This window comes from Micromonospora sp. NBC_01739 (assembly GCF_035920385.1).
GTDB lineage: Bacteria > Actinomycetota > Actinomycetes > Mycobacteriales > Micromonosporaceae > Micromonospora.
On sequence record NZ_CP109151.1, the window covers coordinates 787387 to 808840 of the forward strand.

The window sequence follows — 21454 nt, forward strand, 5'->3', positions numbered from 1 at the left end:
ACGGCCTGGTTCGTAGGTTCTAACCGGACGCAGCACTGAGGGGCTCATGGCTCGTGCGCCAGAACCGGCGTGCGGTGGTCGGCACCCGGTGCCTGGAAGGAGAAGCATGCGAACCACGAGGCGATGGTGGGGCAGTGCGGTGGCGGTCGCGATGACCGCGGCCATCCTGCCGGTGACCCCCGCGCTAGCCCAGCCCGCGCAGGCGAACCAGTTGGTCATCGCGGACGGCGTCACCCAGCCGGTCTTCGGCTACGCCGACGCGATCCGCGAACGGATCTTCGTCACCTCCGATGTCGACACCGACTCCAACGGTGAGCTCGACGTCGTGGCGATGGACATCATCCGGCCGAAGGCCAGCGACCAGGGCCTGCGGGTGCCGGTGGTCATGGACGCCAGCCCCTACTACTCGACGGTCTGCCGCGGCAACGAGACCGAGTGCAAGGCCGACCTGGACGGCGACGGCCTGCTCGACCAGTGGCCGCTGTTCTACGACAACTACTTCGTGCCGCGTGGCTACGCGGTCGTGCTGCTCGACATGATCGGCACCAACAACTCGACCGGCTGCCCGGTCACCGGCGGTCTCGGGGACAACATCAGCGCCCCGACCGCGATCGACTGGCTCAACGGCCGCCGCAAGGGTGTCGACGCCGACGGCAACGAGGTCGTCGCCAACTGGCACAACGGCAAGTCCGGCATGATCGGCAAGTCGTACGACGGCACCCTGGCCAACGCCGCCGCCGCCACCGGCGTCGAGGGCCTGTCCACCATCGTGCCGATCTCGGCCATCTCCAGCTGGTACGACTACTCGCGTAGCAACGGTCTGGTGACCCGGGCGAACAACTACTCGGGCAGCCTGTCCAACACCGTCACCAACCCGAACCGTCGGGCGTACTGTGCCCCGGTGCGGACCCAGCTCGGCGTGGGCGCCGACGACGCCACCGGTGACTACAGCGACTTCTGGGCCGAGCGGGACTACGTGCCGCACGCCGACAAGGTCAAGGCCAGTGTCCTGCTGGTGCACGGCATCAACGACGACAACGTGCGGGCCGACCACTTCAGCAAGTGGTGGTACGCCCTGGCCGAGAACAACGTGCCGCGCAAGCTGTGGCTGACCGGCACCGGGCACATCGACCCGTTCGACTTCCGTCGCGCGGAGTGGGTGGACACCCTGCACCGCTGGTTCGACTTCTGGCTCCAGGGCATCGACAACGGCATCATGCGTGAGCCGATGGTCGACCTGGAGCGGCTGCCGGACGTCTGGGAGACCCACGCCAACTGGCCGATCCCCAAGTCCCAGCCGACCCAGATCTGGCTGCGCCCCGGCACCAACGGCGACCCCGGCGACATCTCGGTGAAGCCCGGCCCCGGCAACAAGAAGGCCACCTTCACCGACACCCCGTCGATGAGCCAGGCCAACGCGATCCGGCACCCCTCGGACCCGGCGGCTAACAAGAACAACCGGCTGGTCTTCCTGTCCGAGCCGCTGAAGGCGCCGCTGCACATCTCCGGCACCCCGATCGTGCGGATCAAGGCCTCGGTCAACGGAGAGGACACCAGCTTCGCCGGTCTGCTCGTCGACTACGGCACCCGGCAGCGCTTCAGCACCTCCGGTGACGGCGTCCGCACCGTGACCACCGAGGACTGCTGGGGCGAGTCGGCCAACTTCGGTGGGCACAACGAGGAGGCCTGCTACCGCCAGGTCGTCAAGAACGTGGCCAGCAACCCGCAGGAGTTGGTCACCAAGGGCATCTACGACGGGCTGAACCTCGACTCGCTCTACACCTCGACCCCGCTGGTGCCGGGTGAGAAGAACGCCGTCGACATCCCGCTGCAGCCCGAGGACTACGTCTTCGAGGCCGGCCACCAGATCGGTGTGGTCCTGCTCGGCTCGTACTCCGGCTACAGCAGCCGGGCCAAGCAGACCCGCGCCGAGATCACGGTGCACTTCGACAGCACCCGGATCACCCTGCCGATCGTCGGTGGCCGCCAGGCCGCCGTGGCAGCCGGTCTGAACTGATCGAACGGTGGGACGCCCGTGCGGGCGTCCCACCGAACCTACCTCCTCAGGGGCGCTACGGGCCCGTCGGTGCGTGTCACCGGCGGGCCCGCAGCAGTTCCGCCACCGACCAGGCCTGGAAGGGGCAACCGGTGGCGGTGTGCGGGGCCGAGCCGTCGGCGGTCTCGCTGACCGAGCCGAGGCCGTACTCGCTCAGGTGCGCCTCCAGACCGGTGAACAGCTCATCCACCGACAGACCGGCCCGGCGGCTGGCATCGGCGTACGGACCGATCAGCCACGGCCAGACGGTGCCCTGGTGGTAGGCGCTGTCCCGCTCGGCCGGCCCGCCCCGGTGCCCCCCGGTGAAGCCGGGGGAGTCCGGGGAGAGGCTGCGCAGACCCAGGGGGGTGAGCAGCCCCGCACCGACCAGAGCCACCGCCTGCGGGTCCGGCCGCAACGGCGCGTTCGGCAACGACCAGGCCAGCAGCTGGTTGGGTCGCAGCAGGTCGTCGTCGTGGACGGCCGCACCCCCCAGGGGGTACGCGGGCGCGGGCGCGTCGACCACGTCGTGCAGCCAACCGGCCGGAGCGGGGAAGCGCTGCCGGAACGACTCGACCGCCTGCTCGTGCAGCCGGTGCAGCCCGTCGGCGTCCTGCCCGGCCAACTCGGTCAGCTCCGCGACCCCGGCCACCCCGTTGATCCACAGGGCGTTGACCTCGACCGGTTTGCCGTGCCGGGGGGTCACCGGCACCCCGTACACCCGGGCGTCCATCCAGGTCAGGGCGGCCCCGGGGGCCCCGGAGGTGAGCAGCCCGTCGGCCGGGTCGACGGCGATGCCGTACCGGGTGCCGGTCAGGTGGGCGTCGATGACCCCACGCAGCGCCGGCAGCAGTTCGTCCCCCAGATCGGTGTCACCGGTGACGGTGACGTGTCGGCTGACCGCGTGCAGGAACCACAGGGTGCCGTCCACGGTGTTGTACTCCACCCGGCCGGTGTCGGCCGTGTTCGCCAGCATCCCCTCCGACAGGGTCCCCGCGTAGGTGCGCAGCAGCTCCCGGCCCAGGTCAGCGCGGCCGGTGCAGAGGAACAACCCCTCGTAGGAGATCATCGTGTCCCGGGACCAGGCGCCGAACCAGGGGTACCCGGCGACCACCTCCACCGGCGAGTCGTTCGTACGCACGACGAAGGCGTCGGCGGCCAACGCCAGGGTGGCCTCGACATCGTCGGTCGGCTTGGCCGCCGCCACCACCTCCCGGTTGCGTCGCCGGGCCGCCGCCACCACCTCGACGGCGGGTGGCGGTTCCGGGGCGGGGTCCTGGGCCCAGGCCAGCACGGACACCGTGTCGCCCGGCCGGCGCAGCAGGTCGCGGAACTGGCCCGCGTACCACAGGTCCTCCTCCGGATGCAGGCCCCGGGCAGCCTCCGCCCGGTGGTGGGCGCCCCGCCACCAGTGGCCCTGGGGGGTCCAGCCCGGCCCGGACAGCCGGTACGCCCCCTCGATCACCGCCCCACCCTCGACCGGATCCATTCGCAGTGCCGGCCCGTCCGCCCGCCGCTCGCCGTGCGCGTCGCGCCAGGTGCAGGCGGCGGCCAACTCCAGCTCGACCGGCCCACCGCTGACCAGCCGGTGTACCACCGCCACACAGGAGCGGCCATGCAGCATGGCCAACTCCCGCTCGATCACCACCTCGCCGATCCGCCACCGCCACCGGGGCAGCCCGTCGGTCAGGTCGAACCCCTCCAGCAACTCGAATCCCCGCGGGTCCACGTCGCCGGAGGCCCACTCGTGGGCACCCAGGCGTACCCGGGCCCCGGAGGGCAGCACCACGGCCGGATCGAGACTGGCCAGTCCCACCTTGCGGGAGGCCGGGGTTTCTCCCGGTACCACCAACAGCCCGTGATAGCGGCGGGTACGCAGCCCGGCGACCGTGCCCATCGCGTATCCGCCGAGGCCGTCGGCCACCAGCCACTCCCGACTGGCGGCGCTGGTCAGCTCACCGCAGACCTGGGTACCGAAACGAATCTCGATCAACTTTCCTCCACCGGCGGCGAGGTGTAACACGGCACGACGACAATGGTCGCTGTGGTGAAGTACCCCAGCGGCATCGAAGATGTAAAGGTGATCATTGACGGTTCGCCCTCCGCCCCCGACGCCGAACGAGTCCGGCTGGCCCAGGCCGATGCCGGTGAGCAGGACTGGCGGGCATGGGGTCCCTATCTGTCCGAACGGGCCTGGGGGACGGTACGGGAGGACTACAGCGAGCACGGCACAGCCTGGGACTACTTCCCCCACGACCACGCGCGGTCCCGAGCCTACCGGTGGTCCGAGGACGGCATGGCGGGCGTCTGCGACGACCGGCAGACCTTCTGCTTCGCCCTGGCGCTGTGGAACGGGCGCGATCCGATCATCAAGGAGCGGATGTTCGGTCTCGGTGGCGACGGGGGCAACCACGGCGAGGACGTCAAGGAGTACTGGTGGTACGAGGACTCCACCCCGACCCACTCCTGGATGCGCTGGCGCTACCACTACCCCCAGGCCGCCTTCCCGTACGACGAACTCGTCGCGGTCAACGGCCTGCGCGGCCGGGACGACACCGAGTACGAGCTGGTCGACACCGGCATCTTCGACGACGACCGGTACTGGGCGGTGACGGTCGACTACGCCAAGGCCGGCCCGACGGATCTGTGCATCACGGTGACCGTGGCCAACCGGGGGGCGGAGCCGGAACGGCTGCACGTACTGCCGCACCTGTGGTTCCGCAACACCTGGGGCTGGGGGCTGCCCGGCACGGACGAGCGGGTGCCCCGCCTGGTCGGGCAGGGTCGGCGGCTGGTCGGCGACCACTGGGTGCTCGGGCAGATCGTGCTGGAAGGAGACGGTGAGCCGACCCCCCTGCTGTGCGACAACGACAGCAACGCCGAACGGCTCTGGGGGCTGCCCAGCCGCACCCCGTACCCGAAGGACGGCATCAACGACCACGTGGTGAACGGGGCGGACACGGTCAACCCGGAGCTGACCGGCACCAAGGGGGCCCTGCACTACGTACTGGAGGTGCCGGCCGGGTCCCAGCGGCAGATTCGGCTGCGGCTGACCCGTACCGCTCCGCCGCCCGGCGACGGCGACCCGCCCCCGGCCGACCTGGGCGACGGCTTCGAGACCGTGGTGTGGGCCCGGCGGGCCGAGGCGAACCACTTCTTCGCCGGATTGATCCCCGAGCAGGCCAGCGCCGACGAGGCCGCCGTCGCCCGGCAGGCCATCGCCGGGCTGATGTGGGGCAAGCAGTTCTACCACTTCGACGTCAAACGGTGGTTGGAGGGCGACCCGGGCTCCACCCCGCCGGCCGGGCGCCGGCACGGGCGCAACAGCGCCTGGTGGCACATGACCAGCTTCGACGTCATCTCCATGCCGGACCCCTGGGAATACCCCTGGTACGCGGCCTGGGACCTGGCCTTCCACTGCGTGAGCATCGCCCGGGTAGACCCCGGCTTCGCCAAGGAGCAACTGCTGCTCCTGCTGCGCGAGTGGTACCTGCACCCCAACGGCCAGATCCCGGCGTACGAGTGGGCCTTCGGGGACGTCAACCCGCCGGTGCACGCCTGGGCCGCGTTGAAGGTGTTCGAGATCGACGGCAGCCGGGACCACGACTTCCTGGCCCGGATGATGCACAAGCTGCTGATGAACTTCACCTGGTGGGTCAACCGCAAGGACACCGGCGGCAACAACGTCTTCGAGGGCGGCTTCCTGGGGCTGGACAATGTCGGCCCCTTCGACCGGTCGGCGGCCCTGCCGGTGGCCGGGGTGCTGGAGCAGTCCGACGGCACCGGCTGGATGGCGATGTACGCCCTCAACCTGCTCGACATCGCCATCGTGCTGGCCGAGCACGACCGGACCTGGGTGGACACCGCCACGAAGTTCTTCGAACACTTCGCGTACATCGCCGCAGCCGCGTACGACCAGGGGTTGTGGGACGAGGAGGACGCCTTCTTCTACGACGTGCTGCGGCTCGCCGACGGCACCAAGGTCCCGCTGAAGGTCCGCTCGGTGGTCGGGCTGCTGCCGCTGGCCGCAGTGACCCGGCTGCCCGCGCGTACCCTGCACCGGCTGCCCGAACTGGGTGCCCGGCTGCGCTGGTTCCTGACCAACCGACCCGAGTACGCCTCGGTCATCGGCGCCCGCCGGATCGGCCCGGACGGCCGTCAGCAGCGGCTGCTGTCCATGTGCGGCCCGGAGCAGATCGTCCGGCTGCTCGCCCGGATGCTGGACACCGACGAGTTCCTCTCCGAGTACGGCCTGCGTACCCTCTCCCGCGCCCACCTGGACAAGCCGTTCACGGTCACCCTCGGCGGCCAGGAGTTCTCCGTCGGCTACGAGCCGGCCGAGTCGACCAGCGGCCTGTTCGGCGGCAACTCCAACTGGCGCGGCCCGATCTGGATGCCGACGAACTTCCTGCTGATCAGCGCGTTGCGCGACCACGCGGCCTTCTTCGGCGACGACCTCCAGGTCGAGTACCCGACCCGCTCCGGAGTGAAGAAGACCCTCGACGAGATCGCCGACGACCTCTCCGCCCGGCTGATCGCCCTGTTCACCCGCGACGACTGGGGACGCCGGCCGATCTACGGGGCGGCGCAGCTGTTCCAGACCCACCCGGACTGGCGGGACCTGATCGCCTTCCCGGAGTACTTCCACGGCGACAACGGCGCCGGCCTGGGCGCCTGGCACCAGACCGGCTGGACCGCCCTGGTAGCCGACCTGATCCTCACCCTCCGCCGCTGACCCGCCCGGCACCGGCCCGCTCGCCGAGCTCGTTGATCACGGAAGACGGGGACGGGCGGGTGGGAGAGGGAGGGTGGGGTTATTGGGTCGTGGGGGAGGGGTGGGGGTGCTTAGAGTCGCGGGGTGACTGGTGAGGTGACCGGGGTCGAGCCGGGGCGGGTGCTGGTGTTCGACGCCGACGACACGCTGTGGGAGAACAATGTCGTCTTCGAGCGGGTGATCGACGACTTTCTGGCCTGGCTCGATCATCCGACGCTGGACCGGGTGCAGATCCGGGCCGTGCTGGATGACATCGAGCGGGCCAACGCGGTCGCCCACGGGTACGGCAGCAAGGTCTTCCTGCGGAGTCTGCGGGAGTGCCTGGAGCGGCTGCGGGAGCGACCGGCCACCATGGCGGAGCAGCGCGAGATCGACGAGTTGGCGATGGCGTTGGTGAACCACCAGGTCGAGTTGATGCCCGGGGTGGCCGCCGCCCTGGACGAGTTGGCCGGCCGCCACGAACTGTTGTTGCTGACGAAGGGCGAACGGGAGGAGCAGCAGCGCAAGCTGGACGCCTGCGGGCTGTTGCACCATTTCTCGGCCGCCCACATCGTGTCGGAGAAGAACGCCGACACCTACCGGTGGCTGGGCCGGGAACACGGGATCGACCCGGGACGGGCCTGGATGATCGGCAACTCGCCGCGCTCGGACATCCTGCCGGCCCGCGCCGCCGGGTGGCGTGCCGTGTTCATCCCGAACGACAACACCTGGGTGTTGGAGCACGACGAACTGGACCCGGCGGACGAGGGGGTACTGCACCTGCGGGCCTTCCCGGAACTGCTGCACCACTTCTGAGGTACGGCCCGATTTCGATCAGCGCTGGCGGCCTGCGTGCTGTTACCACCTCCGGCGGCTTTTGCACCCTGCTGGTAATCGTCGAATCGGGCGGGCCCGGGCCGCCCTCGGCCCACCTAATCTCCCCTGCGGTGTCGCGATTCGCCAGGGGTCGGTCGCGGCACCGAAGTTCGGTGTGGGCACCGTGGAGCTGAGTGCGGGCGTGCCGCCCGTTGCCCTGGTGACGGTCGATGGGCCGGACCGGGGCATTGGTCGGTCGCTGCCACGCCGAGCTTGGGGTCAGGGCCGGGGCGTGCGGAACCGGTCCTGACCCGACCCGGGCCCGCGGCGTGGACTTCGTGTCCCGTCGATGCCCTTTAGCCTGGTCGGATGTCGCGCCCCGCTCGGTTCCTGGTGGCAGCCGCCGTGCTGATCGGATGGACGGCTGCCGGCCTTGTCCTGACCCTGGTCGTCCTGGATGCCGGCAAATATGAGGGATATCGGCCCGAACTGGCCGAGCTGACGACGGCGGCGAAGCTGCTGGCGATCGGCACCGCTGTCGCGGCGGGCCACCTCTGCGTCGTACGCGATGGGCGGGTACCGGGTCTGCGCGGTGCTCTGCTGCGGGTGCTCGTGGTCGCCGTCGGGACGGCGACGCTGTTCCTCGTCGGCAACATCCTGCTCTACCGGTACGTGGTTCCGCTCGGCGCGAGCCTCGACCTGGCCCGAACCTGGGCGCCGACCGTGGGGTGGACGACGCTGGCCGGCGCCCTCGGTGTCGGTGCGGGGGTGGCATGGCTGGTCACCAGGGGGCCGGCCGACCTCGGAGCACCCGGGAGTTCGTTCTGGGTACGCCGCTGGTGGGTGGTGGCCGGCCTGATCGGACTGGCCGGCCTGTTCGTGGTGCCGGAGTTCGTCCGGGTCGGCGCCGAACTGTCCGTCGTGCGGTTCGTGCCGGCCGATGCCGTGGCGGTCGGTCACGGCCAGGGGGTCGCCGTACGACTGAGCGAAGGGCGACACGCCGTCTACCGCTCGTACGAGCCGAATGCGTCGGCACGCCAGTGCACGATCGTCGATCAAAAGGGCGACGAGCTTGCGTTCTCCGAACCCGCGGTGCCGTTCACCGACAACAGCGACAGCATCGTGACCCTCCTGCTGGGCACCTTCGAGGTGCCGGAGGGCGGGCCGGTCTTCGTGACCTGCCACGCCGCCGGGTACGTCGATCACCAGGTCGCCGGGCTACCTGAGGCCCGCGGTCCGCTGCCGCGGCTGGTGTACGGACCGGCCGCCCTGGTGAGCGGGATCGGGATACTTCCGGGGGTACTGGTCGCCGCCGGCCTACTCACCTGTCGCCGGCGCCACCGGCGGACCGGGGCGGTGTCGCCGGGCTGATTCGGGTGGCGGCACCGCGCAAGACCGTCTGTCGGACCCCTCGTCTAGCGTGGTCACACATCGATCCGACGGGGGAGTCATGACCACTCTGAAGAACCGTCCGCACACCGCCTTACTCGTCATCGACGTGCAGAACGGGGTGGTCGCCACGGCGACCCGACGGGACGAGGTCGTGGCCAACATCGCCGTCCTGATCGACAGGGCACGTCAGGAGGGCGTGCCGGTGGTGTGGGTCCAGCATTCCGACAAGGGGCTGGCCCGGGGCAGCGAGGACTGGCGCATCGTCCCGGAGCTGACCCGGGAGGACGCCGAGCCACTCGTGGAGAAGAACTACGCCGACTCCTTCGAGGCGACCGACCTGGAGACCGTCCTGGTCGGGCTCGGGGTCGGCCGGCTCGTGGTCAGCGGGGCGCAGACCGACGTGTGCATCCGCTCCACCCTGCACGGGGCGTTCGTGCGGGGCTACGACGCGACCCTGGTCAGCGACGCGCACACCACGGAGGACCTCACCGCCTGGGGTGCGCCCCCGCCGGAGCAGGTCATCGCCCACACCAACCTGTACTGGGCGCACCATTCCGCCCCGGGCCGCACCGCCGGCACGGTCACCACGGCCGAGGCCACCTTCGCCACCGCACCCTGAACCTCGGCAGCCAGCCCGCGAGGTGCGCGGTCGTTTCAGGGGTTCTCGCCCCGCACGATGGCTACCGCGACCCGGCAGAACTCGTCCATGTCGGGTTGGAAGCCGGCGGCGATGTCGGGGTGCAGCCCTACGCGGGTCTCGTCCAGCAGTCGTTGGCAGACCATTTCGACCGGCTCCCCGGCGTACTGGCCGCGGACCCGGTCGATTGCTGCCTGAAGCGCCGAGGTCAGCTGCTGCTCCAGCGGCCCGCGCAGCTTTTCCTGCACCGGGTCACGGGGTTCCAGCGTGACATGTGGCTCCGACATCGGCGCTCCCTTCGTCGGCGGCTGCGGTACCCCACCGCAGCCGTCGGTCAAACCGCCTCTGGTATGGCCGCGACCCGTACCTGATACGAGAATTCCTCGGCGGGTTCCTCGGCGTACGACAGTCGGCGGATCTGCTTGTCGTCGTCGTAGACGGCGACATCGACCAGGACCCCGAGGTGGGCCAGCCCGATGTTGGCGACCCGCTTCTTGTCCTGCAACACCGCGCACACCCCGCCCAGCAGGGTGCTCGCGTCGGAGGTACGACGCCCGGGTGGACAGCGCAGGGTCAGGTCCACCTCGATCGGGCCGGACAGTGAAGTCCAGCCGGTACGCTGCGCCGCCTCGCAGGCAGCCTGGAGCAGCGCGCGTACCCTGGTCGCCTGCCGGTGCCCGGCGGCGAAGATGGACAACGCCTCGGTTTTGACCGGTGGCAGGCCGCTCACCTCGAAGGTCAGGGCGAGAGCGCGGGTGTCCTGCACCACGACGGCACCTCCTCGTTGGAGATGATCCTGCCCAATCGGAGCGGCGGTGCGCTGTTCCCGGGAGAACCAACCGATCGGGCGGATCGGGGTCGGCCGGTGGCGTATCGACGGCGACGGCGTACGCGCTGACGGCGATGCGCGTTCAACGCTAGTGGGTCAGACAACTTCGGGGAAGATGTCCCCTGCCGGCGTGGCGAGGCGACATCTTCCCCGAAGTTGCCCGAGATCGCGAAAGCAGGTCAGCGGCGGCCGCGTTTGATCTCGTGGAAGGACGGCATGCGCATCAGGGGGACCATGTTGTCCCAGAGGGTCAGGGCGTCCTCGGTGCCGGGCACCTCGGTCAGGATCGGGCCGTGGATGCCCCGGTCGGCGCCGGGGACCATGAGCACCGGTGAGCCGATGTCCGGACCGGCGGAGGCGTACGCCTCCGCGTGGGAGGCGTGGACGGCTTCGTCCCAGCGTTCGTCGTCCAGGACGGCGGCCATGTCGTCTAGCCCGGCCGCTTCGACGGCCGATTCCACCAGCTTGCCGCTCGGCGGATTGCCGGCGTCGTGGGTGCGGGTGCCCAACTCGGTGTAGAACCGGCCGGCGTCGGCGTGGCGGCCCTCGGCCCGCAGCGCCTCTACCAGCCGCAACGCCCGGCCGGAGGCGGCCACCGCGTCGGCGTACTCCGGGGGGATGTTGCCGCCGCTGAGGATGCTCAGGCTGAAGGCCCGCCACTCGATGCTCAGGCCACGTGTCTCGGCGACGGCCACCAGCCAGCGGGAGGTTCGCCAGGTCCACGGGCAGGCAGGGTCGAAGAAGAAGGTCGCATCCATCGCCCGAGGGTAGCGCCGGGCGGTACGGGCACTCCTCGGGTGTGATCTGGGCCACCGAGGCGCCTGTCGATGTCGGCTCACCTGGGTCAGGTTTCGTGCCTGCGCAGGTCGGGCAGTGTTGCTGCCACGACACGTGGGGTCCGGAAACCAGCAGGTCACAGGCCCTGATCGTCTCGCCGTGCGCCGGGGCACGGGATCCTCCCCGGATGTTGGCCCACCTAGGAGGAGGGGGAGGGGGATGCCGACATGAATGACCCGGACGAGGGCCGGCGCCGACCCCGCGTACGTGTGGCGGCGGCTGCCGCGACGCTGACGGTGCTGGCGCCGCTGGCGGCCTGTGCCGCAGGCGACGACACCGGCGTACCCGAGATCAATCTTTACTACCCGCCCGAGCAGAACCTTCAGCAGGTGGTGGACCGGTGCAACACCGAGGCCGCCGGGCGGTACCGGATCGTCAACCGGGTGCTGCCCCGGGAGGCCGACGAGCAGCGGGTGCAGTTGGTCCGGCGGCTCGCCGCCTCCGACGACGGCATGGACGTGCTCGGTCTCGACGTGACCTGGACCCAGGAGTTCGCCGGCGCGAAATGGATCCTGGAGTGGACCGGATCCGACCGCGCCGAGGTGGAGGAGGGCACCCTGGAGGGCCCGCTGGAGACCGCGCGGTACGAGGACAAGCTCTACGGGGCGCCGAAGAACACGAATGTGCAGCTGCTGTGGTACCGCAAGGACCTGGTGCCGGAGCCGCCGACCAGCTGGGACGAGATGATCTCGACGGCGCAGCAGCTCAAGGAACAGGGCAAGCCGCATCAGGTGCTCACCATGGGGGCCCAGTACGAGGGCCTGGTGGTGCTCTTCAACACCCTGGTGGCCAGTGCCGGCGGCAACCTGCTCAACGAGGACGGCACCGAGGCCGTGGTCGACGAGGGTGCCGTGCGGGCCCTGGAGGTGCTGCGTACCTTCGCCACCTCGGGAGTGGCCTCGCCGTCGTTCAGCAACGCCACCGAGGACCCGGTACGGCTGGAGTTCCAGTCCGGCTCCGGGGCGTTCCAGGTGAACTGGCCGTTCGTCTACCCGGCGATGCAGGAGGCCAACCCGCAGCTCGCCGAGCAGGTGGGTTGGGCCCGGGTGCCCGGGGTCGACGGGAACGCCCCGGCTCGGGTGACCATCGGCGGGGTCAACCTGGCCGTCAGCCGCTACTCCAGGCATCCTGAGGAGTCCTTCGAGGCGGCCAAGTGCCTGCGCAACGCGGAGAACCAGAAGTTCTCCGCGATCAACGACGGGGTGCCGCCGACCATCGAGAGCGTCTACGACGACCCGGAGATGGACGAGGCGTACCCGATGAAGGAGACCATCCTCGAACAGCTGCGGGATCCGGCCGTCCGGCCGCTGACCCCGGCGTACCAGAGCATCTCCACGGTGACCTCGGCGATCCTGTCGCCGCCGGCGGCGATCGACCCGCAGAGCACCGCGAAGGAACTGCGTGCGGCGATCGCCGACGCCCTGGAGTCCAAGGGGGTCCTGCCATGAGCCGGCGACACCACACGGGGGTGCGGGCATGAGTATCAACGCCACCCCGGCGGGCGCGGAGGTGGCCGCCGACGGGACCGACACCCGCACCGAGGGTCGGCACGCCGCGGTCCCCGCGCAGCGGAACAACCGGCGGCGCAAGACGCCGCTGAGCGAGAACAAGCGGGCCGAGCGCCGGCTGGGTCTGCTGCTGTGCGCCCCGGCCGCGCTGGTCATGATCGCGGTGACCGCCTACCCGATCCTCTACTCGGTGTGGCTGTCGTTGCAGCGCTACGACCTGCGGTTCCCCGCCGAACGGGAGTTCGTCGGCCTGCAGAACTACGTGACCGTGCTGACCAACGAGTTCTGGTGGACGGCCTTCGGGGTGACCATGCTGATCACGGTGGTCACCGTGGCCGTGGAACTGGTGCTCGGCATGGGGCTGGCCCTGATCATGCACCGTACGCTCGTCGGTCGCGGCATCGTGCGGACCTCGGCCCTGATCCCGTACGGCATCGTCACGGTCGTCGCGGCCTTCTCCTGGCGGTACGCCTGGACCCCCGGCACCGGCTACCTGGCCAACCTCTTCTCCGACGGGGCGCCGTTGACCGAGCGGGCCAGCTCGCTGGCGATCATCATGCTGGCGGAGATATGGAAGACCACCCCCTTCATGGCGTTGCTGCTGATGGCGGGCCTGGCCCTGGTGCCGGAGGACCTGCTCAAGGCGGCCTCCACCGACGGAGCCACCGCCTGGCAGCGGTTCACCAAGGTGATGCTGCCGGTGATGAAGCCGGCCATCCTGGTCGCGCTGCTGTTCCGCACCCTGGACGCCTTCCGGGTCTTCGACAACATCTACGTGCTGACCTCCGGGGCCAACGACACCTCCTCGGTGTCGATGATCGCCTACAACAACCTGATCCGGGGGCTCAACCTCGGCATCGGCTCCACCATGTCGGTGCTGATCTTCATCACGGTGGCGATCATCGCGTTCATCTTCGTGAAGTTGTTCGGTACCGCTGCCCCCGGCAGCGACGACGGGGAGAGGCGTTGACATGGCTGACACCACCGCCCGCCGCGCCAAGCTGCAATGGGGCCTGCTGAACGCCGTAGTGGTCGTCTTCGCCCTGATCCCGGTGCTGTGGATCATGTCGCTGTCGTTCAAGACCCCGGCCACCCTCACCGACGGGAAGTTCATTCCCCGGGAGTGGACCCTGGACAACTACCGCAACATCTTCGGCACCGACCAGTTCGTCCGGGCCCTGGTCAACTCGATCGGCATCGCGATGATCGCGACCGTGATCGCCGTGGTGCTCGGCGCGATGGCCGCGTACGCGATCTCCCGGCTGGACTTCCCCGGCAAGCGGCTGCTGGTCGGGGTCTCCCTGCTGATCGCGATGTTCCCCCAGGTGTCGCTGGTCTCGCCGCTGTTCGAGATCGAGCGGCAGTTGGGTCTCTTCGACACCTGGCCCGGCCTGATCCTGCCGTACATCACCTTCGCGTTGCCGCTGGCGATCTACACCCTGTCGGCCTTCTTCAAGCAGATCCCCTGGGACCTGGAGAAGGCGGCCAAGATGGACGGCGCCACCCAGGCCCAGGCCTTCCGGCGGGTGATCGCCCCGCTGGCCGCGCCGGGGCTGTTCACCACGGCCATCCTGGTCTTCATCTTCTGCTGGAACGACTTCCTGTTCGCCATCTCGCTGACCTCCACCGAGCGGTCCCGCACGGTGCCGGTGGCGCTGTCGTTCTTCACCGGCGCCTCGCAGTTCGAGGACCCGACCGGGGCCATCTGCGCCGCCGCCGTGGTGATCACCGTACCGATCATCCTGTTCGTCCTCTTCTTCCAGCGCCGCATCGTCTCCGGCCTGACCTCCGGCGCCGTCAAGGGATAGGTGGTTTCTCATGGCTGACATCGTGCTCGACAAGGTGAGCAAGAAGTTCCCGGACGGCACCACGGCGGTGCGGGAGGTCGACCTGGAGATCGCCGACGGCGAGTTCGTGATCCTGGTCGGTCCCTCCGGTTGCGGCAAGTCCACCACCCTCAACATGATCGCCGGGCTGGAGGACATCAGCTCCGGTGAACTGCGCATCGACGGGCAGCGGGTGAACGACAAGGCGCCCCGGGATCGGGACATCGCGATGGTCTTCCAGTCCTACGCGCTGTACCCGAACATGACCGTGCGGGAGAACATGGCCTTTCCGCTGCGGCTGGCCAAGCTGGATCGCGCCACCATCGACCAGAAGGTGGACGAGGCCGCGAAGGTCCTGGAGCTGACCTCTCTGCTGGACCGCAAGCCGGCCAACCTCTCCGGTGGCCAGCGGCAGCGGGTGGCGATGGGCCGGGCCATCGTGCGTCAACCCAAGGCCTTCCTGATGGACGAGCCGCTGTCCAACCTGGACGCCAAGCTGCGGGTGCAGATGCGTACCGTGGTGTCCCGGCTGCAGAAGAAGCTCGGCACCACCACGGTCTACGTCACCCACGACCAGACCGAGGCGATGACCCTCGGCGACCGGGTAGTGATCATGCGGGGTGGGGCGGTCCAGCAGGTCGGCCCGCCGCAGGAGCTGTACGACCACCCGAACAACCTCTTCGTGGCCGGTTTCATCGGCTCGCCGTCGATGAACTTCCTGCCCGCGACCCTCGAGGAGGGCCGGCTGCGTACGGCCCTGGGTGACCTGCCGATCGGCGACCGGATCCGCCGGGAGCTCTCCGAGGCGGATGCCCCGCGTGAGCTGATCCTCGGCATCCGCCCCGAACACTTCGAAGACGCCGAACTGGTCGACGAGCAGAGCCGCGACCGGGGCATGGAGTTCAGCGCCCCGGTGGACATCGTCGAGTCGATGGGCTCGGACAAGTACGTCTACCTGACCGTCGAAGGGGGCCGGGCCACCGCCGCCGAGCTGGAGGAGTTGGCCGCCGACGCCGGTGCCGCCGACTTCGCCGGTGCCGGCTCCAACCTGGTCACCCGGCTGTCGGCCGAGTCCACCGTGACCGAGGGGGAGGACCGGCGCATCTGGTTCAACCTGGAAAAACTGCACCTGTTCGACCCCGCCAACGGCCGCAACCTGACCCTGCCCGACTGAATGTAAGGAAGGGCACCTTATTAACTCCTGCGGTAGAGGAAGGGCCCCTTGTTAACAGCGCCCATGGCGGGCCTACGGACGCCGCCGCCCGCGCCCGGCGACGGGGATGTCGCCAGCGTGGGCGGCGGCGCTGGTGCGATGATGCGGCCGTGAGTTCCACGGCCTCGGCTCCCGGTGAATCCGTCCCCTCGACCCCCGGCGGGTACGTCGGTGTGCGGCGTGCCTACGACACCGTGGCGCAGGACTACGCCGCCCACCTTGCGGCGGTCGGACTACGCGAGGTGGGCCGGATGGTACGACGTGCCCGGGAAGCCGAGCGGGACGATCAAGCTGCCCTGCTGGCCTCGGCCGGGCCGACCTGACCCGGCGGAGCCGTCACGGGATCATCCAGCTCAGCACCGGGGTGGCCTGCAAGCCGACCAGCAGGGCCATCGCGCAGATCAACACCACGCTCCAGCCGAACATCCGGCGGAACAGGTCGCCCTCGCGGCCGTCGAGCCCGACCGCGCTCGCCGCGATCGTCAGGTTCTGCAACGAGATCATCTTGCCGACCACTCCGCCGGAGGCGTTGGCGGCGGCGAGCAGCACCGGGTCCAGACCTGCGCGCTGCGCGGCGGTGACCTGGAGGGCACCGAACAGCGAGTTGGACGAGGTGTCCGAGCCGGTGAGCGCCACCCCCAGCCAGCCGAGCACCGGTGAGAGCAGCGCGAACAGGCCCCCGGCCCCGGCCATCCAGGTGCCCAGCGTCGCGGTCTGCCCACTGCCGTTCATCACGAAGGCCAGCGCCAGCAGTCCGCACACGGTGAGGATCGCCCAGCGCAGCGAGGCCAGGGTCTGTCCGTACGCGACCAGGGCGGTGCGTGGGGTGACCCGCAGGATCGCCATCGTCACCAGTCCGGCCAGCACCAGCAGGGTGCCGGTGGAGGAGAGCCAGTTGAACCGGAAGACCGGCAAGGTAGACGGGGCCCCCGACACGGTCAGCAGGTGCAGTCCGGGCCAGTTGAAGGTCACCGTTACCGCGTTGAGCGCCTCCGCGATCGCGGGCACCTGCGACAGACCGAAGATCGCCACGATCACCAGGTACGGGGCGTACGCCCGCCACACCTCGACCGGGGTGTCCGGCGGCTGCGAAGCCACTTCCGTACGGCTGGCGACCGCCACCGCAGGATCCGCCGGCCCGCCCGCCATGCCCCGCTTGCCCGGCCCGCCCGAGGTGGCCGGGGCCTGCCCGGGAGGCGTGCCGAGTTCCGCCGGGCCGTCGGCGTCGAGCACCCGGTCGTCGTGGCGTCGAGGCGGCCACACCCGTGCGGTCACGGTCACCACCACGGCGCTGACCAGCCCGGCGACGATGTCGGCCAGGGCCATCGCGAAGTAGTTCGAGGTGAGGAACTGGGCCAGGGCGAACGACACGCCGCAGGCGAGGGCGATGTGCCAGGTCCGGCGCAGCCCTCGGCGACCGCCGACCATGCCGACGAGCAGCAGGGGAATGAACAGTGCGATCACCGGTACCTGTCGTCCGGCCATCGCGCCCAGGTCACCGGTGGGCAGGTCGGTCACCCGGGCCAGGGTGGTGATCGGCAGGCCTAGCGGCCCGAAGGCGGCCGGTACGGTGTTGGCCACCAGCGCCACCGTGGCCGCCTTCATCGGCCGGAAGCCCAGCGCCAGCAGCATCACCGTGGTGATCGCGACCGGGGTGCCCTGGCCGGCCAGCCCCTCCAACAGGGAACCGAAGCAGAACGCGATCACCAGCGCCTGCACCTGCTGGTCGTCGCTGACCCGGGCGAAGGAGCGCCGGAGCACGTCGAAGTGTCCACTCGTCACGGTCATCCGGTAGATCCAGATGGCGGTGCCGAAGGTCCACACGAGCGGGAACAGCGCGAAGGTAGCGCCCTGGCTGGCGGTGAGCAGCGCCTGCCCGGTCGGCATCGAGTACGCCAGGACGGAGACCAGCAGCGCGACGGCGAGTGCGCCGAGTGCGGCCAGCCAGGCCCGTACCCGCAGCACGCCGAGCAACAGGAACAGGGTGACGATCGGCAGCCCGGCGACGAGGGCGCTCAACGCCAGCGAGTCGGCGAGCGGGTCCAGGATCGGACGGTACACACGCACCTCCGGGCACCATGTCGGCCAGCCGATCGCCGTACGAGAGTGCGCCTAGTGTGCTCGGTCGACCACGCCGCGTCTTCTTCGTGATTGCGCTGTCTGCGCACAAAGGGACTCCGTCATGATCACGCTCGATCCGGGATCGAGTGGTCTGGCAGCTCGACGAGACCACTCGATCCCAGATCGAGCACGATCTCCCTGACGTGGGCGCGCAGCCGGACCCGACGCCGCCAGCAGGCGGGGGAGGGGTCAGCTGTTCCAGGTGACCCGGGGCGGCAGGGCGAGGAAGTCGGCGTACCGGCCGAGGGCCTGCTCGACCTGCGCCCGTCGGGCCGCAACCAGGTCGACCAGGGGCTGCACTGCCAGGGTGACCCGGGTCTTGGCCAGGCTGCGTTTCCAGGTGCCGACCACCCGGCCACCGACCACGACGGTGGCCTGGAAGACACCGTTGCCGCCGGGGATGATGGCCTGCTTGTGCTCCGGGTCGAGCATCAGCGTGCGGTCCTTGAAGCCGAGCAGGTACTCGTCGAAGCCGGGCAGCACCAGCACCTCGTCCGCCCCGACCCGGGGCGCGTCCAACAGCGGGGTGTGCAGCACCGCCTCGGCGCCGTCCACCTGGACGGTGGTCAGGTCGTCCCCGGCGGCGGCGATGGCGCGTTTCGCGTCGGCGGCGGTCAGGCCGGTCCAGCCCGCGAAGTCCTGCCGGGTGGTGGGGCCGTGGCTGCGGAAGTAGCGCAGCGCCAGGGTGGCCAGGGCCTCGTCCCGGTCGAGTTGGTGCTGGCCGGGGGCCCATTCGTCGAGCAGCGCGAAGGTCTGCTCGGTGCCGATGTTGGGGGCGATGCAGGTGACGCCGCGCTGGGCCGCGTACCACAGCAGGTGGTAGCCGCGCTGGCCGGAGGCGTCGATGCCGGCCGCGACCAGCGCGGCGACGCACTCGGTGCGGGTCAGGCGGGTGCCGCCGGCAAGGGCCGCGCCCAGCACGTCGACCGCGCGGTCGGCCTCGGCCTCGGACAGGCCGACGGACTCCCGTCGCCGGGCGGCACCGGCCAGGGCGCGTACCCCGGTCAACTCCAGCAGCCAGCGGGCGTCCCGGGCCGGTACGAGGTGGATGGTGCCGCGCATCGGCCAGGTCCGCAGGGCCTCCCGGCGCTCCAGGGCGGCGTGCACCTCCGCGTGGGTGGATCCGGGCAGTCGTACCCCCAACGACCACATGCCGCTGGCCAGGTCCTGTGCCTGCATGGCGCCGAACCACTCCACCACCTCGGCAACCGTGGCGGGCGCGGTGGCGGTGGGAGGCAGCAGCAGGCTGGTCATCCGCAGGGCGAGCGCCTCGGCGCCGGTCAGCGCCGTCGAAACGGTGGGTGCCACGAGGTAGGCCGCCTTCCCTTGCTGGTGGTCCACCGCAGCATAGGAGGGGCCACCGACATCAGCGGGCCACGCCATTCAGGTGAGCACACCCCTGATCGCGCTACGCCAGCATCGTTGGTGGCGGAGCGCGATCCCCCGTTCAGGTTCGCCGCCGCGGGGCGGCGATGCGAGTCGCCGGCAGCGGTCTTCTCAGGATGGCGCTTTCCACTGCGGCCGAGAACCATGTGTCGGGCACCTTGCGGAACTCTTGAGTAAAGGCGCGAGCCGTACCGCTCAGCCCTGGCGGGGCTGCGGCACCCGGACCGCCGCCATGCCGGCCGCCGTGGCGGCTTCGATGCCCAGGTCGGCGTCCTCGAAGACCAGGCAGGCCTGCGGGGGTACGCCGAGCAGCTCGGCGGCGCGCAGGAAGGGCTCCGGGTCGGGCTTGGGTCGGGTGTAGTCACCGGCGCAGACCAGCACCTCGAACCGGTCGAGGATGCCCAGGGCGCCCAGGGAGGCGGTGACCGCCTCGCGGGTGCTGCCGGAGACCACCGCGAAGGGGATCCGGCCGTGCGCGTCGTCGATGTGGTGCAGCACCCCGGGGATGCCGGCCGCGGTGGGCAGCAGCTGCTGGTAGAGCGCCTCCCGCCGGGCGATGACCGCCTCCAGGGGCATGTTCAGCCGCTGCTGCTCGTTGAGGGCGACCACGATGTCGGCGGTGGGTCGACCCGCCCAGGCGTAGAACAACTCCTCGGGGAAGTGGCAGCCCCACTCGTCCAGGGCCTGCCGCCACGCCGAGTAGTGCTGGGGCATCGAGTCGACGATGGTGCCGTCGCAGTCGAACAGGTACGCCTGGAAGTCGCCGGTGGGCAGGGGAAGCATCACGCCGCCCAGGCTATCCGGCCTTGAGGAAGCCCCTGGATCAGAGCCGCTGGTACATCACCAGCAGGTCGACATAGCTGTCGTCGGGACGCCGGAAGCCCTCCGGGATCCGCCCGACCACCTCGAACCCGAGTGAGCGCCACAGGGCCACCGCCCGGGTGTTGCCGGCCACCACGGCGTTGAACTGCATCCCCCGGTAGCCGTCCGCGCGGGCCAGGTCGAGCACGTGAGCGCCCAGGGCCCGGCCGATGCCCCGCCCAGAGGCCCAGGGGGCCACCATGAAGCTGGCGTTGGCCACATGGTCGCCGGGGCCCAACTGGTTGGGGGTCAGCTTCGCCGTGCCGAGCACGGTGCCGTCGGAATCGACCGCGACCACCGTACGACCGGGTGGGGACACCAGCCACATGCCGCGGGCCTGTTCCTCACCTACCTCGCGGGGCCAGGTGTACGTCTCCCCGGCCGCGACGATGTCGCGCAGGAAGGGCCAGATGCCCGGCCAGTCCGCGGCCGTCGCGATCCTGATCTCCATGGCCGCGAGGATGTCAGACGACACCCGCCCCGAGGTACGCAGGTCCCGGTGGCCCTTGTCCGTCGACCGGTGGACAACCCCGGTGTTTGTCGGCGCAAGCATCGGGTAGACGCCGAAGCTAACCCCGAGGCAGGAAGGACGCGTGATGGCGGCACAGGTCAAGGTAGCGGTGATCTATTACAGCGCTACCGGCATCACCTATCAGATGGCTCAGGCGGCCTGCGAGGCCGTGGGCGACGCGGGGGCGGAGGTACGCCTGCGCAAGGTGCGGGAGCTGGCACCGGACGAGGCGATCCGGTCCAACGCGGGATGGTCGGCCCACCACCTGGAGACCCAGCACGTCGAGGAGGCCCAGCCGGACGACCTGAGCTGGGCCGATGTGATCATTTTCGGCTCGCCCACCCGGTACGGGATGATCGCCGCCCAGCTCAAGCAGTTCATCGACACCACCGGGCCGCTGTGGGCCAATGGCGCGCTGGCCAACAAGGTCTACTCGGCCTTCACCTCCACCGCCACCAAACACGGTGGGCAGGAGTCGACCCTGCTGTCCTTGTTCAACGTCTTCTACCACTGGGGCGGGATCGTGGTCACGCCCGGCTACACCGACCCCAGCCAGTTCGTCGCCGGCAACCCGTACGGCGCCTCGCACGTCAGCAACAACGGCGAGACCGCACCGGACGACATCGCCCTGGCCGCTACGGCCCTGACCGCCAAGCGGGCGGTGCAGATCGGCGCGGCCGTCAAGCAGGGCCTGGCCGGCTGACAGTCGGCGGACCGGTGGTCCGGGCG

At 70.1% G+C, this 21454-nt stretch carries 19 protein-coding genes; 11 read left to right on the top strand and 8 right to left on the bottom strand.

Translation table 11 applies throughout. The features are described from left to right. Positions 1 to 106 precede the first annotated feature (106 nt). On the top strand, positions 107 to 2017 hold the full coding sequence (locus tag OIE53_RS03540) for a Xaa-Pro dipeptidyl-peptidase (RefSeq protein ID WP_327025118.1): 1911 nt from the start codon (positions 107 to 109) through the stop codon (positions 2015 to 2017). A 76-nt stretch (positions 2018 to 2093) separates the two neighbouring features. Here the strand turns inward: OIE53_RS03540 and OIE53_RS03545 are convergent, their stop codons facing one another. Then, a complete protein-coding gene (locus OIE53_RS03545; RefSeq protein WP_327025119.1) occupies positions 2094 to 4028 on the bottom strand; it encodes an amylo-alpha-1,6-glucosidase in 1935 nt (644 codons plus the stop codon). 42 nt (positions 4029 to 4070) lie between these two features. Between OIE53_RS03545 and OIE53_RS03550 the strand changes: the two genes are divergently transcribed. The 4 genes from OIE53_RS03550 to OIE53_RS03565 all read left to right on the top strand — a co-directional run bounded on the left by OIE53_RS03550 (position 4071) and on the right by OIE53_RS03565 (position 9615). Then, the gene (locus tag OIE53_RS03550; RefSeq protein ID WP_327025120.1) at positions 4071 to 6770 is read left to right on the top strand and encodes an MGH1-like glycoside hydrolase domain-containing protein; all 2700 of its coding nucleotides are present in this window, start codon (positions 4071 to 4073) and stop codon (positions 6768 to 6770) included. Positions 6771 to 6929: 159 nt separating this feature from the next. Further along, positions 6930 to 7604 (top strand): HAD family hydrolase, encoded by a 675-nt coding sequence (locus OIE53_RS03555; RefSeq protein ID WP_327027059.1) that lies wholly within the window; start codon positions 6930 to 6932, stop codon positions 7602 to 7604. Between the two features lie 369 nt (positions 7605 to 7973). Next, positions 7974 to 8975, top strand: a complete 1002-nt coding sequence (locus tag OIE53_RS03560) for a hypothetical protein (protein WP_327025121.1) — start codon at positions 7974 to 7976, stop codon at positions 8973 to 8975. Between the two features lie 79 nt (positions 8976 to 9054). Continuing rightward, positions 9055 to 9615, top strand: a complete 561-nt coding sequence (locus tag OIE53_RS03565) for a cysteine hydrolase family protein (protein WP_327025122.1) — start codon at positions 9055 to 9057, stop codon at positions 9613 to 9615. Between the two features lie 35 nt (positions 9616 to 9650). Here OIE53_RS03565 and OIE53_RS03570 read toward each other — a convergent pair whose 3' ends face one another. The 3 genes from OIE53_RS03570 to OIE53_RS03580 all read right to left on the bottom strand — a co-directional run bounded on the left by OIE53_RS03570 (position 9651) and on the right by OIE53_RS03580 (position 11220). Then, positions 9651 to 9920, bottom strand: coding sequence for a hypothetical protein (locus tag OIE53_RS03570; protein WP_327025123.1), 270 nt, complete (start codon positions 9918 to 9920; stop codon positions 9651 to 9653). A gap of 47 nt (positions 9921 to 9967) precedes the next feature. After that, on the bottom strand, positions 9968 to 10399 hold the full coding sequence (locus OIE53_RS03575; protein WP_327027060.1) for a hypothetical protein: 432 nt from the start codon (positions 10397 to 10399) through the stop codon (positions 9968 to 9970). Positions 10400 to 10641: 242 nt separating this feature from the next. Next, positions 10642 to 11220 (bottom strand): DsbA family protein, encoded by a 579-nt coding sequence (locus OIE53_RS03580; RefSeq protein WP_327025124.1) that lies wholly within the window; start codon positions 11218 to 11220, stop codon positions 10642 to 10644. 246 nt (positions 11221 to 11466) lie between these two features. On the opposite strand from OIE53_RS03580, the gene OIE53_RS03585 reads away from it, so the two are divergent. From OIE53_RS03585 to OIE53_RS03605, 5 genes are all read left to right on the top strand, one after another. Beyond that, entirely contained in the window at positions 11467 to 12747 is a 1281-nt protein-coding gene (locus OIE53_RS03585) for an ABC transporter substrate-binding protein (RefSeq protein WP_327025125.1), read from the top strand. Between the two features lie 28 nt (positions 12748 to 12775). Further along, positions 12776 to 13777 carry a carbohydrate ABC transporter permease gene (locus OIE53_RS03590; RefSeq protein ID WP_327025126.1) on the top strand — a complete coding sequence of 334 codons (1002 nt, stop codon included), beginning with the start codon at positions 12776 to 12778 and terminating at the stop codon, positions 13775 to 13777. Between the two features lies 1 nt (position 13778). Next, positions 13779 to 14615 (top strand): carbohydrate ABC transporter permease, encoded by an 837-nt coding sequence (locus tag OIE53_RS03595; protein ID WP_327025127.1) that lies wholly within the window; start codon positions 13779 to 13781, stop codon positions 14613 to 14615. Between the two features lie 10 nt (positions 14616 to 14625). Beyond that, positions 14626 to 15807, top strand: a complete 1182-nt coding sequence (locus OIE53_RS03600) for an ABC transporter ATP-binding protein (RefSeq protein WP_327025128.1) — start codon at positions 14626 to 14628, stop codon at positions 15805 to 15807. A gap of 149 nt (positions 15808 to 15956) precedes the next feature. Continuing rightward, positions 15957 to 16169 (top strand): hypothetical protein, encoded by a 213-nt coding sequence (locus tag OIE53_RS03605; protein WP_327025129.1) that lies wholly within the window; start codon positions 15957 to 15959, stop codon positions 16167 to 16169. Positions 16170 to 16182: 13 nt separating this feature from the next. Here the strand turns inward: OIE53_RS03605 and OIE53_RS03610 are convergent, their stop codons facing one another. The 4 genes from OIE53_RS03610 to OIE53_RS03625 all read right to left on the bottom strand — a co-directional run bounded on the left by OIE53_RS03610 (position 16183) and on the right by OIE53_RS03625 (position 20665). Continuing rightward, positions 16183 to 17913 (bottom strand): L-lactate permease, encoded by a 1731-nt coding sequence (locus OIE53_RS03610; RefSeq protein ID WP_327025130.1) that lies wholly within the window; start codon positions 17911 to 17913, stop codon positions 16183 to 16185. Between the two features lie 243 nt (positions 17914 to 18156). Further along, a complete protein-coding gene (locus tag OIE53_RS03615) occupies positions 18157 to 19221 on the bottom strand; it encodes a winged helix DNA-binding domain-containing protein (RefSeq protein ID WP_442791392.1) in 1065 nt (354 codons plus the stop codon). 327 nt (positions 19222 to 19548) lie between these two features. Further along, positions 19549 to 20139, bottom strand: a complete 591-nt coding sequence (locus OIE53_RS03620; protein WP_327025132.1) for an HAD family hydrolase — start codon at positions 20137 to 20139, stop codon at positions 19549 to 19551. 37 nt (positions 20140 to 20176) lie between these two features. Then, entirely contained in the window at positions 20177 to 20665 is a 489-nt protein-coding gene (locus tag OIE53_RS03625; protein WP_327025133.1) for a GNAT family N-acetyltransferase, read from the bottom strand. A gap of 145 nt (positions 20666 to 20810) precedes the next feature. Between OIE53_RS03625 and wrbA the strand changes: the two genes are divergently transcribed. Continuing rightward, positions 20811 to 21428 carry an NAD(P)H:quinone oxidoreductase gene (gene wrbA, locus OIE53_RS03630; RefSeq protein ID WP_327025134.1) on the top strand — a complete coding sequence of 206 codons (618 nt, stop codon included), beginning with the start codon at positions 20811 to 20813 and terminating at the stop codon, positions 21426 to 21428. Positions 21429 to 21454: the final 26 nt, after the last annotated feature.